Annotated in this window: 14 protein-coding genes and 1 tRNA gene; 13 read left to right on the top strand and 2 right to left on the bottom strand. The window is 40.2% G+C overall.

Going from position 1 to position 15,337, the window contains the following annotated elements:
• Window positions 1-31 precede the first annotated feature (31 nt).
• The 5 genes from lon to EO118_RS01750 all read left to right on the top strand — a co-directional run bounded on the left by lon (window position 32) and on the right by EO118_RS01750 (window position 5,580).
• Complete coding sequence (gene lon, locus EO118_RS01770; RefSeq protein WP_127068345.1) at window positions 32-2,341, top strand: endopeptidase La; 2,310 nt, start codon at window positions 32-34, stop codon at window positions 2,339-2,341.
• Complete coding sequence (gene yihA / locus EO118_RS01765) at window positions 2,338-3,030, top strand: ribosome biogenesis GTP-binding protein YihA/YsxC (RefSeq protein WP_127068344.1); 693 nt, start codon at window positions 2,338-2,340, stop codon at window positions 3,028-3,030. Before lon ends, yihA begins: the two co-directional genes overlap by 4 nt.
• Window positions 3,027-3,998: a polyprenyl synthetase family protein gene (locus tag EO118_RS01760; RefSeq protein ID WP_127068343.1), complete on the top strand. Its 972-nt coding sequence runs from the start codon at window positions 3,027-3,029 to the stop codon at window positions 3,996-3,998. Before yihA ends, EO118_RS01760 begins: the two co-directional genes overlap by 4 nt.
• A gap of 2 nt (window positions 3,999-4,000) precedes the next feature.
• Window positions 4,001-4,855, top strand: a complete 855-nt coding sequence (gene tatC / locus EO118_RS01755; RefSeq protein ID WP_127068342.1) for a twin-arginine translocase subunit TatC — start codon at window positions 4,001-4,003, stop codon at window positions 4,853-4,855.
• Window positions 4,856-4,932: 77 nt separating this feature from the next.
• Window positions 4,933-5,580: a PepSY domain-containing protein gene (locus tag EO118_RS01750; RefSeq protein ID WP_127068341.1), complete on the top strand. Its 648-nt coding sequence runs from the start codon at window positions 4,933-4,935 to the stop codon at window positions 5,578-5,580.
• 44 nt (window positions 5,581-5,624) lie between these two features.
• On the opposite strand, the gene queC is transcribed toward EO118_RS01750, so the two are convergent.
• The gene (gene queC / locus EO118_RS01745; protein ID WP_127068340.1) at window positions 5,625-6,308 is read right to left on the bottom strand and encodes a 7-cyano-7-deazaguanine synthase QueC; all 684 of its coding nucleotides are present in this window, start codon (window positions 6,306-6,308) and stop codon (window positions 5,625-5,627) included.
• Window positions 6,309-6,410: 102 nt separating this feature from the next.
• Between queC and trmB the strand changes: the two genes are divergently transcribed.
• Genes trmB through uraA form a run of 3 tightly spaced genes read left to right on the top strand, consistent with a single transcriptional unit; the run spans window position 6,411 to window position 9,786 of the window.
• Window positions 6,411-7,085 (top strand): tRNA (guanosine(46)-N7)-methyltransferase TrmB, encoded by a 675-nt coding sequence (gene trmB, locus EO118_RS01740; RefSeq protein WP_127068339.1) that lies wholly within the window; start codon window positions 6,411-6,413, stop codon window positions 7,083-7,085.
• Window positions 7,072-8,472: an FtsW/RodA/SpoVE family cell cycle protein gene (locus EO118_RS01735; protein WP_127068338.1), complete on the top strand. Its 1,401-nt coding sequence runs from the start codon at window positions 7,072-7,074 to the stop codon at window positions 8,470-8,472. The genes trmB and EO118_RS01735 overlap by 14 nt, the downstream gene beginning before the upstream one ends.
• Window positions 8,473-8,508: 36 nt before the next feature.
• Window positions 8,509-9,786, top strand: a complete 1,278-nt coding sequence (uraA, locus tag EO118_RS01730) for a uracil permease (protein ID WP_127068337.1) — start codon at window positions 8,509-8,511, stop codon at window positions 9,784-9,786.
• 224 nt (window positions 9,787-10,010) lie between these two features.
• On the opposite strand, the gene EO118_RS01725 is transcribed toward uraA, so the two are convergent.
• Window positions 10,011-10,099, bottom strand: a tRNA-Ser gene (locus tag EO118_RS01725).
• A gap of 143 nt (window positions 10,100-10,242) precedes the next feature.
• Here EO118_RS01725 and EO118_RS01720 point away from each other — a divergent pair.
• The 5 genes from EO118_RS01720 (at window position 10,243) to EO118_RS01700 (ending at window position 15,217) form a co-directional block, all read left to right on the top strand.
• Window positions 10,243-11,451, top strand: a complete 1,209-nt coding sequence (locus EO118_RS01720) for an MFS transporter (protein WP_127068336.1) — start codon at window positions 10,243-10,245, stop codon at window positions 11,449-11,451.
• Window positions 11,452-12,338: 887 nt separating this feature from the next.
• Window positions 12,339-12,785, top strand: a complete 447-nt coding sequence (locus EO118_RS01715) for a universal stress protein (protein ID WP_009353425.1) — start codon at window positions 12,339-12,341, stop codon at window positions 12,783-12,785.
• Window positions 12,786-12,837: 52 nt separating this feature from the next.
• Window positions 12,838-14,265, top strand: coding sequence for a DUF2157 domain-containing protein (locus EO118_RS01710; RefSeq protein ID WP_164723838.1), 1,428 nt, complete (start codon window positions 12,838-12,840; stop codon window positions 14,263-14,265).
• Window positions 14,262-14,888, top strand: a complete 627-nt coding sequence (locus tag EO118_RS01705) for a hypothetical protein (protein ID WP_127068334.1) — start codon at window positions 14,262-14,264, stop codon at window positions 14,886-14,888. Before EO118_RS01710 ends, EO118_RS01705 begins: the two co-directional genes overlap by 4 nt.
• Before the next feature lie 32 nt (window positions 14,889-14,920).
• A complete protein-coding gene (locus tag EO118_RS01700; protein WP_126937104.1) occupies window positions 14,921-15,217 on the top strand; it encodes a metalloregulator ArsR/SmtB family transcription factor in 297 nt (98 codons plus the stop codon).
• The last annotated feature ends 120 nt before the right edge of the window (window positions 15,218-15,337 follow it).

Raw genomic sequence — 15,337 nt, 5'->3', positions numbered from 1 at the left:
TTCTTTTTATAATATAGTACTGGGAGGTTCAATGGAAACTAAACCTATGACATTACCGATGGTTCCCCTACGTGGAATTGTTGTATTTCCCAAAGTAGTGACACAATTAGATATTGGTCGTACCACATCGGTACAGGCTGTAAAAGCAGCTATGGATAAAGACCAATATTTGGTGGTTACTGCTCAGAAAGATGAAAATATCGAAACTCCTACCTTGGAAGAAGTATACCAAGTTGGGACGATTGTTAAAATAAATCAAATGCTCCGCTTACCAGGGGGAGTGGTTCGTATTTTAGTAGAAGGCGTAAGCCGTGTTAAGCTAGACGCTATTTTAGGTACAGATCCATTTTATGAAGTAACAGTAACTCCGTTGGAGACTCTTCATGAAGATCCGATGGAAGAAGAAGCATATCGACGTATCTTGCAAACTAAATTTGCACAATGGGTAGAGGTGCTTAAGCCCAATACAGATGAAGGATTAGATCATGTTTTGGGAAGCTCAGATGCTAGTGAATGGGCGGACCAAGTGGCATTCCTCGTGCCTATCCAATTGAAAGTGCGCCAAAATATTTTAGAAGAGTTATCCGTAAATCGACGTTTGAATATGGTTGTAGGTGTATTGAATACAGAACTACAAATCTCGGATATGGAAAATTCCATTAATAACCAAGTGCGTCAATCTATGGAAAAAGCACAAAAGGAATATTTCTTACGTGAAAAAATCCGTATTATCCACGATGAATTAGGGGATAAAATGGACCCTGATCAAGAGGCAGAAGAATTACGGGAACAGCTGGCAAAGTTAGAATTACCAGAGGATATCCATACACGTATCGACAAAGAGATTACTCGCTATAGTCGTATGCCACAAATGATGCCCGAATCCAATATTTTGCGTAATTATATTGATTGGTTATTGCAATTACCTTGGAATACTTTGTCTGATGATCGGTTAGAATTGAAAGAAGCTAGCGATGTACTTGACGGTGACCATTATGGTTTGGAAAAAATTAAGAAACGCATTCTAGAATTTTTAGCAGTTCGCAAGTTATCTGGTAAACAAGGCGGCTCCATATTATGTTTAGTAGGACCACCAGGGGTAGGTAAAACATCTTTAGCAAGCTCCATTGCAAAAGCTATGAATCGTAAATTTATCCGTGCCTCCTTAGGTGGTGTCCGTGATGAAGCTGAAATTCGCGGCCATCGTCGTACCTATGTAGGAGCCTTGCCAGGTCGTATGATCCAAGGGCTAAAAAATGCAGGTACTCGTAATCCTGTATTTTTGCTTGATGAAATTGATAAATTGGCATCTGATTATAAAGGGGATCCATCATCTGCTTTATTAGAAGTGTTAGATCCTGAACAAAATAGCACATTCAGTGACCATTACATTGAAATTCCATTTGATTTCTCTGATGTATTCTGGATTACTACTGCCAATGTAGCGGGTAATATTCCTAGACCACTATTGGATCGTATGGAAATCATTGAACTCAGCAGCTATACAGAGGAAGAAAAATTAGAAATTGCTAAACGTTACTTAGTGCCAAAACAAATTGAGAAACATGGTTTAGAAGGTCACAGTGTGAAACTTTCAGATGCTGTGTTAAAACGTGTGATTTCCGAATATACTCGTGAAGCTGGTGTGCGTACCTTAGAAAAAACAATTGCTAAAATTTGCCGTAAATTGGCATTTGCTGTGGTTACGGAAGGTGAAAAAGCACCTAAAGTAACGGTGAAAAATTTGGAAGATTATCTAGGCACGCCTAAATTTGTGGAAGAATCTCGAGAGAAACAAGCGCAAGTTGGACTTGTATATGGTTTAGCTTGGACTTCCGTAGGTGGAGTTGTCTTACCATGTGAAGCGACAACAATGCAAGGAACCGGCAAATTAAGTTTGACTGGTAGCTTAGGCAAAGTGATGCAAGAATCTGGTCAAGCGGCTATGTCCTACATTCGTCATCGTCAAAAAGAATTGAAATTGCCAGAAAAATTCCACAAGGAACTGGATATTCATGTGCATTTACCAGAAGGGGCTACCCCTAAAGATGGCCCATCTGCGGGGATTACGATGACCTTGGCTATTGTATCTGCTTTAACCGGTAAAAAAGTGCGATCAGACATTGCTATGACTGGCGAAATTACTTTACGTGGTAGAGTATTGCCAATTGGTGGTTTGAAAGAAAAATTATTAGCGGCTCTTCGCTATGGAGTGAAAGAAGTACTCATTCCAGAAGGCAATAAAAAGGATATTCAAGACTTACCAGATATCGTCAAAGAAGGATTGATCATTACTCCTGTGAAAACGATGGAAGAAGTATTAGAAAAGGCATTACTATGAAGAAGAAACCAGCTGTAAAACGTCATCCAAAACCAGTGTATACTAGAAAAGAGACGACAGGTCCACGTATTATCGCAGCGAAATATATAGCGTCTGCAGTGAAGGCGGATCAATACCCAGAAGGTGATACCATTGAAATCGCCTTCTTGGGACGATCCAATGTGGGAAAATCATCTCTCATCAACTCTTTATGCAATCATCGAGGATTGGCGCTGGTCAGTGGTACACCGGGTAAAACGAAAACGATCAACTTCTTTAGTATAGAATCAAAGGAAGATTTACCAGATGATATGGAACGTCGCTTTGATTGGTTCTTAGTGGATTTACCAGGGTATGGATATGCAAAAACAGGTGGGTCCAATACCAATATTTGGTCTTCTTTTATTGCCAATTATATTTTACAAAGCGAACGGATGATGCTACTATGTTTACTCATTGATGGTCGTCATCCAGAGTTGCCTATCGATAAAGAGGCCTTTGATTGGTTACAATCCCATGGGGTACCTTTACAAATCGTGGTAACAAAAGCGGATAAATTAAAAATGAACGAGCGACAAAAACAGTTAAAAACTATTGAAGAGCGATATCCGACGGGATATCCACCTATTTTGTATAGTTCTTTAAAACATACAGGTCGTGATCGTTTATTAGCACGTATTAATGCAGTCTTATTGGGGGAAGAGGAATGAGTATTCTTACAGATGCACAAATGAAGCTACGGGTCTCTAACGATTTAGAACGCGTAGAAACATATTTGCAACAATCTCTACAAACTGGTGCAGAAGATTTTAATGCACTTATTCGTCCTCTTTCAGCAGGGGGCGGCAAGCGATTACGAGCGCAATTGTGTTTGTTAATTGCCTTGAGTGGAGATTCCAAACAAGAAGATAGAGTTCGTATGGCAGCAGCCATTGAGATGTTGCACTTGGCTACGCTCATTCATGATGATGTATTAGACCAAGCAGAAGTGCGACGTGGCGTGACTTCTATTCATTGTACGAAAGGCAATAAAGTGGCTATCCTTAGTGGAGACTATTTATTTGCTAAAGCTTTCGGTATTGTAGCTGAAATCGGTTCTATTCCATGCTTAACTATTTTTTCTGAAATTATTTCTGCCTTGGTAGAAGGCGAATTTATGCAAATGGAAGATGTGTACCGATTAGATCAAGGCACAGATCGATACCTTTTAAAAACACAAAAGAAAACAGCAGACTTCATTGAAGGCTGCTTGGCATTAGGCGGCATCCTTGGGGGATGGTCAGAGGAGCATATTTCATTATTGCGCACCTATGGTCATGGCTTAGGAATGGCATTCCAAATTACTGATGATGTGATGGATTATCGTGAGCAAACGGTGACCACAGGAAAACCAGTAGGTAAGGATGTGAAAGAAGGCATCCTGACCTATCCATTATTATCTATCGTAACGCCAGAAAATACAGCCTCTTTGACAACCATGATTGAGGAAATTCGTGGTGGAAAAGATACAAAAGAATTGTTGGACTATGTTATGGCGGAAGGCGGCATCGATAAAGCGTTAGCTCTTGAGGCGATGTATCGCAGACAAGCAGAGATAGCATTAGAGCAATTGCCGTCCTTTAAAGGAAAAGATATTTTGGAAACTGTTCTTGAAAAATTATCGAACCGTAAGGTGTAAGCATGAAAGAATTTCAAGTAAAAGACTTTGACATGAGTGCCAAACGTCCGTCCTTGAATAGTGTGATAGCGCAAAGAAAGCGTCTTGCTCAGCAACAAGCAGAGCAAGACGCCTTATTACAAGAGGATAACTATACAGAGACGGAAGCAAAACTCATGGAAGAGGCGTCTTCTATGTCTGTAGTAGACCATTTAAGCGAACTTCGCATGCGTCTAGTAGTAGCCATTGTGGCAATCATCATATGTACTTTGGGGGCGTACTATTATGTGGAGGATATTCTGCAGATTTTAGTGGCTCCAGCTGGAAAATTGTATTATACAAAACCGACGGAAGCTTTCTTTACATATATGAAAATTTCCATAGTAGCAGGTTGTATTATATCGAGTCCTATTTGGTTTTACCAGTTATGGGCGTTCATTGTACCAGCCTTGTCGAAAGGTGAGAAAAAGGTAACCTTCATGGTGGTACCTACGGCAGTCACCTTATTCGTGGTGGGGGTACTGTTTTCATATTACCTAGTCTTACCAATGGCTATACAATTTTTTATCGGCTTTGGTACGGATGAATTGCAACCATTGTTTTCCATCGGTCAGTATATTGATTTTGTGATCGCCTTTGTTTTACCATTTGGCATTACCTTTGAATTGCCACTGATATTGATTGCTCTTGGGGTGATGGGTATTCTTTCATCGAATCGATTACGCCAGTATCGTAAGATATTTATTCTAGTAGCCTTTGTTGTGGGGGCGGCCATTTCACCTACACCAGATATGCTGTCCCAAACTATGATTGCAGGACCTATGATTTTGCTCTATGAAATTAGTTACGGTGTATTACGATACATTGTGAAAGTATAAAGTAATGGTTCATATTACGTTCATAATTATAGTGTATACTGATTTAGAAACTGATTAGTATATATAAAGGATGTAATATGAGACGAAAAATACTTATAAGTATCCTTAGTATTTGTGCTATTCTTTCGGTAGGGGCAATTTCTTGGTATTCATGTTGTACTGGAAATGAGTCGATTTCTACGACAAAAATGGTGGATGGAACGGAGATTACATTGAAGAAAGTTCCTTTACCAGAGGTAAAAGTTGTATCTACAGAGCCGCAAAGTTCAGATGCGAAAGAGGGATCAGATTCAATCCTTGTAGATGCCAAGGGGGCTGTCAATCTATACAAGAAACAATATCCAACAGCACAAGTGAAAGGGATAACATTTGAAACACAAGATGGACGCAAAAGCTATGAGGTAGAGGGGGTATCCTCGGAAGCGGGTCATAGTGTAACCATAGATGCTACAACAGGGCAGGTGTTACAAACCAATGTAGGTGAGGCTCGCAAACCGATGGTTGATTCTGCAGCCATAGATTTGGGAAATCTCATTAACCCAGAGGAAGCAAAAGAGGTGGCTATCACTATGTTGGGTAGTGGAGCTCGTCTAATACGTTGGGAATTAGAAACAAAAGGATATGTTGCTCGATACCATATGGTATTGGATATGCATGGTGATACGATGCATGTAACGATTGATGCCAATTCCAGTCAGGTTATGGAAGTGACGAAAGAAGAATAAAAGCTATTCATTCCGTTAGGTTTGAATAGCTTTTTTGTACATTATCATAGTAGTAAAGGATCCACGATGCCGTTATCAGTGAAAGCTTGCTCTCTATCACGACAAGTCCCACAGGTGTGGCAAGGAGTATCGCCACCTTCGTAGCAAGACCATGTTAGATGATAGGGTACTTGTAAACGCAACCCTTCTTGGACAACTTGCGATTTGTTCATATCATTGAGGGGAGCATAGAGGTGTATTTTGTTATAGGAACCAATGTAAATGGCTTCATTCATATGGTGATTAAAGTCAGGTCGACAGTCTGGATAGGCATTGCCCGCAGCATCGTCAGCATGAGCACCGATATAAATGGTCACTTCCTCATCTGGATAGAGGCTAAGAGCTAAGCTAGCTGCCATGGAGAGGATGAGTCCATTGCGGAACGGCACATAAGTAGATACTGAACCGCTTTCTGCAATTTGTTCACCATAGGTGCGGTGATCGATACTTTCAGTAGAAGAAGATAAGAGGGACGAATTGGAATAGGACATAACCTGCGTCAGGTCTAGTTCATAGTGAGGAACACCATAATAGCCCGCAATAGCTTTGGCGGAATCTAATTCTTTTTTATGTTTTTGCCCGTACCAAATGGAAAGGGCACTAACGTTGTCTGTGCCGAGGGCATCGATGGCCATAGCTAAGCAGGTAGTAGAATCTACCCCGCCACTGGATAATACTAATGCTTTCATAGGAAACCTTTCATGGAAATAAAAAAATTATAAGTGAGTACTGACATAGAACAGATGATGTACTATAATAATAAGGATAAGATTGTTATAAAAGGAGATAGTATGCGTTTACGTAGAAAGCCGTGGATTGATGAAGCAATCCTAGAATATAATACATATACTGTACTAGAGAATCACGAAGTTTTCAAGGGAAAATGGCGTGAAAGTTTTGCAGATCCGTCCAAACCATTATATATGGAGCTAGGAACGGGAAAAGGTAAATTCATTGCAGGTATGTGTGAAGCACATCCAGAAGCAAACTTTGTTGGCTTTGAAGTACAAATTGGTGTGCTATACTATGCAGCTCAAAAATTGTATGAACAAAAAGCTGAAAATGGTAAAGTGAGCTTGTTTGATATTGCAGGGATTGAAGAAGTGGTGGCACCAGGTGAGGTGGACCGTTTCTATATTAACTTCTGTGATCCTTGGCCAAAAGCAAAGCATGCGAAACGTCGTTTGACCTACCATACCTTCCTAGATCGATATGCACGATTGTTGAAAGAGAATGGAGAAATCCATTTTAAAACAGATAATGAAGGATTGTTTATGTTCTCCTTGGAGGAGTTCAAAAATTCTGGTTGGACATTAAAGAATGTAAGTTATGATTTACATAGTACGGATATGCCAAATGTGCGCACAGAATATGAAGAGAAATTTAGTGCTAAAGGGCAACCAATTTTCCGCTTAGAGGCGATTAAGCCGGCTAAAGGAAGTGATACGACAAATGCAGGAGAATAGTAGTTCACCTAACAAAAATATCGGCATATTTCAGCAAGTAAGAGCGCTTTATAAGAGTGTTATCAAACATGATGGGCAGGGGATATTAGTTCCTCTCTTCGGCATTATATTAATAGGCTTTTTGAATGGCTATAGTGCTACCTATACGACGACCCTACATGGAGGCGACAATTGGAAACCATTTTGGATGCTATTAGGTAAGCAAGCGCTATTCTTGGGAGCAGGCTTTTTTGTAGCTTGGTGGTTCTATCGTTTTGATTATCGTAAATGGGGAGACCCTAAGGTACAACGTAAATTGTTGGTGATTGTACTTATCCTCATGGGTGTCGTTTTTATACCGTTTCTTGGACATGGTGCGAACGGGGCTCGCCGGTGGATTAGTTTGCCGTTAGGGTTCACGCTACAGCCGTCAGAATTTGCGAAGTTAGCAGCTATGCTTTGGGCAGCGTATCGCATTGATAAACAGGTGAAAGAACGAGGCATTATGCATTTATTTGAACCTCATCAATGGGGACAATATAAACGCTTGCGGTGGCTTTGGAAAGCATGGGTCTTTGTGATATCCAAAATCAATAGATTGTGGAAAGTGGTTCGAGGGACTCCCGGCAAATTACATCCAAACTTCCTGTTGCCATCTGCCTTTGCTGTACCTATTCTATATGCTGTAATTACTATGTTTCAACCAGATATGGGAACAGCGATTCTGATTTTATTATTTCCTACGTTAATGACATTTTGCGTAGGCTATCGGAAATCGGATTGGAAATATTTGGGGGTAGTATTTTTTATACTCAGTGTCATTGCATATCTGTTGGTTCGCTATACAGAATATCGTTGGCTACGTGTAGTCGCTTTCTATGACCCTTGGTCAGATACAACTGTCAATGGATATCAAGTGACGCAAAGTATATTGAGTGTGTCCATTGGTGGATTCTGGGGAGAAGGATTTACGAAAGGGATTTCTAAATATAATTACTTGCCAGAAGCTCATACAGACTTTGCCTTTTCGATTTTCTCTCAAGAATTTGGCTTTGTAGGCGTTTGCTTGGTAGCTTTTTTCTTCTTGTGGTTTACGAAATATGGTCTGTCCATTGCTCGTCAATCAAGAGATGTATTAGGTCAAATCCTTGCTATAGGGTTTACTTTCTTTATTACGATTCAAGCATTTTTTAATATTGCTATGGTGGTAGGTTTAGTACCAGTTACAGGGGTTCCGTTGCCATTTATCAGTTATGGTGGTTCCTCGTTGGTTACAAACTTTGCCGTTATCGGCATATTATTAAATATTGCGCGCCGCAATGAATATGCACGCAAACAAATTGGAACGACTCGTCATTTACCATCCATCGGTGAAGAAACGCGTCATCGGTTTCAACCTAAGTCTTAATGTTTTAAGTGTGATTTACACAGAAAGAGATGCACCATGAAAGATTTTATTGATGTTCACGAACGCCCGTCTTTCGCTAAGTTATTACCACTTAGTTTCCAGCATTTATTTGCTATGTTCGGGGCTACTGTATTAGTACCATTCTTATTGAAAGTTGACCCAGCTACGTCCTTATTCATGAATGGTATCGGTACGATTTTATACGTATTAATTTGTCAAGGAAAGATTCCTTCTTACCTAGGTTCTAGTTTTGCTTTCATTGGTCCAGTAGGTGCTGTAGTCGCTTCCGGTATGACCTATGGAGCAGCCCAAGGTGGTTTCATCGCTTTTGGTGTGTCTTTTATGCTATTGGCTTTACTAGTAAAATTCATTGGTATTAAATGGATTGATACATTGTTCCCGCCAGCAGCGATGGGCGCTATCGTTGCCGTTATCGGCTTAGAAGTAGCCCCTGTAGCGATGGGAATGGCTGGTATTATTGGAGATCAATGGCAAAGCTTTGGTATGACTCATGAACAAGCCTTATTCTTATCCTTGTTCTCCTTAGGGGTAACCATTTTAGGAACTGTATTATTCCGTGGATTCTTTGCAGTCATTCCTGTATTAATTGGTGTCGTATCTGGGTATGTTGCGGCTGCAATTATGGGTGTAGTAGATTTCACTAATGTAGCGAATGCACCATGGTTTGCACTTCCACATTTCTATGAACCAGAATTTAATATCAATGCGATCTTGATGATTATGCCAGCATTATTCGTAGTGTTTGCAGAACATGTGGGTCACATTGTGGTAACAAGTAATATTGTAGGTCGTGATTTAATGAAAGATCCAGGTTTGAGCCGTTCTTTATTTGCAGACGGTCTATCTAATGTGTTGTCTGGTTTATTCGGTGCCACACCAAATACAACATACGGAGAAAACATTGGTGTAATGGCGATTACACGTGTATTCAGTACCTTCGTTATCGCTGGTGCAGCAGTGCTCGCTATCTTGTTCTCTTTCATTGGTAAAGTAGCAGCCTTAATCCATGCCATTCCAGTTCCAGTTATGGGCGGTGTAAGTATCTTGCTATTCGGCATCATCGCTGCTTCTGGTTTACGTATGTTGGTAGAACGTAAAGTGGATTATACAAAATCTTCTAACCTAATCTTAACATCTGTAGTACTAGTTATTGGTTTGAGCGGTGCTAAATTAGCTATCGGTCCAGTTGTGTTACAGGGGATGGGCTTGGCAACAGTAACAGCTATCTTGTTGAGCATTCTATTTGCCATTTTCCGTAAAACAGGTCTATGGAATGAGGAACTCAAAGACTAATCTTGCTCCGCTATGTAGCCTGTGGCATTTTTAACTAAATATGATAAAGGGAAGAGCACGGTATACTCCTCACAAACGGTATTTCATAATGTTTGTTCGGAGCACACCGTGCTCTTCTTGCGTTTGTGTCATTTAGATAGTAAGGTAGCCACAAGGCTACTACGCATAACTGCGATTCTAGGGGGGATAAAAAAAGCTGCTACCATATCGATAACAGCTTACTGTGGCGGAGAGGGTGGGATTCGAACCCACGGCCCCTTGCGGAGTCACTGGTTTTCAAGACCAGCTCCTTAAACCACTCGGACACCTCTCCAAATATAAAAACTAGATATAGTCTATCATTGAATGAGGGGATTTGTCAATTAGAAATAGGTGTGAAACTATGTTACATATGTTATAATTTTATGCGGATTATATTCTTTATATAGGTTTGTGGTATTCCATAGGAGGTATTACATGAAAAAGGGATTTACTCTTACACAAACAGGTATACTGCTGACTTTGTGGTTAACATTTTTATTAAGTTTTGTCATGCGATTATCCTGGTCATCGTTGATGCCCATTGTGAATGAAGCGTTACATTTTACAGCACAGCAAGGGACGTCCTATTTAACGGCGTTTTACTTTGGCTATGCATTGACTGTATTGCCAGGAGGCTTGTTAGCAGATCGATTTGGCTATCGCAAGTCTATTCTAGGCAGCTTAGTGGCTATGGCTATTGTAACGGGGCTTATGAGCACTGTACAAAGTTATGAATACGGATTAGTATTGCGTTTCTTATTGGGAATTGTGTCAGGTCCTGTGCAATCTGCTTGTTTGAAAGCTATTGGAGAGCATTTCAGTGCAGAACAACGCGGTACAGCCGTAGGTATTTTCATGAGTTGTACATCCTTTGGTATTACCGTGGTCAACGGATATGCGCCATTTGTAGCTGTACACTATGGATGGCAAATGGCATTTTTGATTACCGCTTTATTGCCATTACTAGTATTCTTTTTAGCTTTGTTTACAGTGAAAGAAGTACAAGCTTTCAGAAAGAATCGTACAGTAGACACACAAGGTACAGAGCAACAGTCCATGTCATTGGCACAAAGTTTGAAGTTTGTAGGAATGAACCGCAACATTTTATTGTTAGCAGTGATGGGATTTTTCGCAACAGGTACCACCTGGGGCGTTACCACATGGGCTAACTTGTATTTGGTGAAACAATTACATGTGACACCTATCTTTGCGGGAGCCATCATGAGCCTCTATGGTATCGCTGCGGTGATTGCCAAACCGACTATTGGATTTATTTCTGATAGAATTTCTTTGCCAAGGAACTATTTAGCGGCCATCGTTATGTTCCTATTCTCTCCAGCCTTGCTAATCTTTGCGAACACAAGTAATCCAGATATGTTATACATTACAGCACCTTTATTAGGTATGGGTGCATTCATGTATAGCCCATTAACCAACGCTATCATTATCCAAGCGGCACCACCAGAACTACGGGGAACTACAGCAGGATTCGTGAACTTGTTCAACCAAATAGGAGCACTCACAGCACCTATCATCTTGTCCACAGTATTAACAGCCACAGGTAATTACCAAACAGCGCTAATGGCATTGTCTATCTCTCCAATCATCGGAGCGATATTGTTGTCATTAATTCGATTAAAATAAGGTTATACTGCTTTACCCTCTTTTCTATATAACTTCAAGGGAGAGTAATAAAAAAGTATATATAAAATTGAGCATAGAATAAAAATTTTACTTATAGGATATACTCTTGTAGGTGTTCTTCTACTACTTTAGGGTATAGTAAGAAAAGCGTGGACATATATGGAAGGAAGTGTAGTGGTAAAGACAATTTTATTTGCAAATTTACATTAAGCCCGAAAAAGCACGGTATATCTATATAAAGTAGCGTTTTTATTTTCTAAATTTATATATTACAAGAAAAACACGGTAAATTCCACCGCAAACATAGTATACCTTTCCGTAGAAACGCAGTGGCAGGATATACTCTTGTAGGTGTTCTCTTGTCACTTTAGGGTGCAGTAAGAAATGCACGGAACATATATTGAAGACGATGTATGTCTATAAGCGATTGTATTTGCCAAACTTATGCCAAATCGAAAGAGCGCGGTATACCCCACATACAGTGGCGTTTGTATTTACCCAAACTATGCTAATCTGTGAAGAACGTGGCATACCTCGGAGCAAACCTAACGGAGTATCAGTTTGTGGAGAGGTGTGCCACGGTCTTCCCTTTGCTAGTTAGTAGATAAAGAACGCCACTCTACAAAGATACCGTGCTCTTTCTTTAACTAACTTAGTATAATTAAATCGCTTATTTAAGGGCTGAGGTGTGCCGCGCATTTCTTTCAGAATGTAATGTAGCCAAAGAACACCATAAAGATATCATCGTGACGCAAGTTTCATTTGCGAAGATTGGAATTTTGTGAGACAATAAGAGTAAAGAAAAGGAATTTTCAAGTCTATGTCGAATTATAGTGATATAGGCAAGTTACATAGTAGCACAGTGACAATATGGAGGAGGTCTTACTATGGTGGAATATAAAAAAATAATTGTTCCTGCAGATGGATCGGAAAATGGTAAAAGAGCGTTAGAACATGCATTGGCAATTGTTAAACGTAATGATGCGGAATTGATTTTAGTGCACGTAGCAAACATTGTATCCGCAATTTCTAATTTTGACCAAACTCCAATCAGTGGTGGTTATGTATCTGAACAAATTGCTGAAGATATGGAAGAAACAGGTAAAAAAATCTTGAGCGAAGTAGCAGAAGAGGTACCAGCTGATATGAAAGTTAAATGCGTCTTTGAAGTAGGGTCTCCTGGACCTGCTGTATTAGCGGTGGCTAAAAAATATGATGCAGACTTAATTGTTATGGGGAGCCGTGGATTAGGACCTTTGAAAGGCCTATTTATGGGTAGTGTAAGTAGTTATGTAACTAGTCATTCCACATGTCCAGTATTAATTGTTAAATAATAGGATACAAGGCTTTGTTCTCTGAGCAAAGCCTTTTTTTATGGAGAGATATATGAATATACAACATATACGTTGGTTACATGAAGAACTTGAGCAATGGCGTGAGGAAGGTCTAATTTCGGAAGAGCAAAGCCATCGGCTACAAGCGAAGTATGGGTACATTCCTACAGAGGGGCCATCTTGGACGCGACTGATCACCGTGTTAGGGGGCGCTGTGCTCATTTTATTGGGAGTTATTTTGCTCTTTGCAGGCTATTGGTATGGATTTTCCCCGAATGGACGCTTTGACTGGTCATTAGTCATCTTATTACTGGCAATCGCCATTGTAGGGGGCGGTGTTTGGAAAGCCAAGCCAGCGAGTATGGTTGCCGAGGCCATTACAGTTATCTATATGGCAATTTTAACGACGTCAACCTTATTAGTGGCAGATACCTATTATACAGGGGAACACATGGGATTATATGTGCTGATTATCCTGTGTTGTTCTTTGCCGATCATTTATATCCTAGATTCAGCATTGGGGATGATTTTATACCTTATTGGCGTTTTAGGCTGGAGTTTCTCCAGTCATCCTTTGAATGCGTGGGTAGGACCGGCTGCGGTAGGTGGACTGTTACTAGTAGCAGTGCCATATTATATACGTCGTTTTGGTCAGTATCAACAGGTGAAAGATCCTTTATTAGTGTCTGTGTCGTGGGCATTTGTAGGTGCCATTTTTGGGGAAGTATTTTTTACCTTATCCACCTATGAACCGCAAATGAATCTATTTTTTATCAGTGTATTAGGCGCCGTTACTTATGGACTAGGCACATTAGAAAAGAAAATAACCCTTTTAGCGTTGCCTTGTAAGGGGGTAGGTGCGATTGCCTTACTGTATACCATTGTGGAAGGCACCTACATCAGTACATGGATTCGTATAGGTGAAAGCAGCATGGTATGGTGGTTATGGCTTTGTATGTTACTGAGCCTAGGTGTAGCTTTTCTTGTGTTACGTCGTTTGGTATTGGCAAAACGTATTGAAAGCTGTATTGGACTAATTCCATTCGTTGTCTTTGGCTGTTATATCGTCACTGTATCTGGAGCGACTCCTATTTTGACATCCATTTTGTTTAATGCCTATGTGTTAATAGCAGCCTTAGGGACGTTCATTCGTGGCACTTTGGTGAAAAAGGTAAGTTTATTAAATAGCAGCATTTTGACTTTGATAGCTATGTTTGGGGCCCGTTTCTTCGATCCTAGCTTTACCTTTGTAGAGCGAGGCGTATCCTTCTTAGTGCTAGGTATGATTGTACTAGGGATTAATGCTATTTATTTATGGCGAAAAGGGAAACAACGTGCTACGGTAAATCAACGTGTTCGACAAGCACGTCGACAGGTAGCAGATGTATCAGCTTTGGAAACACCGATGGAAGAGAAAACTGCGATAGAGGAAACTAGAAACGTAGAATCAGAGGTAGCTATGAAGGAGGAAGAACGATGAAATATCAAAAATGGATTTTCTTTGCTCTTGCTGCGATTGTTGCCTTGCTAAGTCAATTCTATATTCAACAACGATATACAACCTTATTGCAAGGTGGGGCTGAATACCAATGGCCTGTGAAAGTAAGTCGACATATCGGATGGGTCCCGTCAGATTACTTAGAGATAGAGTTTTTGGGTTCTTATGCCAATTGGGAAGGGAAGCAAACTCCAGAAGTAGGACATGAAGTGTATGTCATCGTTACACCTAAACAGTCTGGTGTATTGCAAGTGGTATCCGCCACTGATGAAACTCCAAAAGATCAAGAATACATTCGGGCGAATGTGAAACGATTTGATCATGGTGTAGTGGAGTTTTCAATTCCTTTCAATCGTGTGAAAGTAGACCTTAGCAAGGTAGATAATAAGTTTTATACCAATTATCGAGGTACTTTGATTGGTACTCTAAAATTACGTGATGGCTATGGCGTAGTCACTGGTGTTTATGCCAAGGGGGTACCGTTGGAATTAGCTACGCCAGAAAGCGTAGTGGATCAAGAAAAAGATTCACGAGTTCTTTTAGAAAAAATTGGTGATACAGAACAAGAAAAAGATGATATAATAGTAATACCGAACTCTAATTAGAGGACGGATTACTATATGATAGCGAGGTTAAGATGGAAACAAATCAACAAGAGTTGGAAACACAATTGTTAGCTGAACTATTTAAGGTCCTTGGTGATCCAACGCGGTTGCGTATTGTTAGACATCTGCTTCAGAAAGAAATGTGTGTAACTGAAATTGCAGATGCTATGGATATGGGCCAGTCAGCTATATCTCATCAGTTGCGTGTGTTGCGTCAAGCAAGACTTGTAACATTTAGAAAAGAAGGAAAAACAGCTTGGTATCGCTTAAATGATGACCATGTGATTGTTCTGATTCGTCAAGGATTAGAACACGTGGGACATCAATAAGTGTAGAAACATGTAGAAGGGTTGCGAAAGCAGCCCTTTTTGCATGAAAAACCCCCTATCAACACTGTACAGATGTAGTGTCGAATAGGGGGGATTGTATGTTTTTATGTGAGAATAGAA

Source organism: Veillonella sp. 3891 (genome assembly GCF_003992315.1).
GTDB lineage: Bacteria > Bacillota > Negativicutes > Veillonellales > Veillonellaceae > F0422.
Note: the sequence above shows the minus strand (reverse complement) of the source record. Positions and strands in the feature narration are given on the sequence as shown.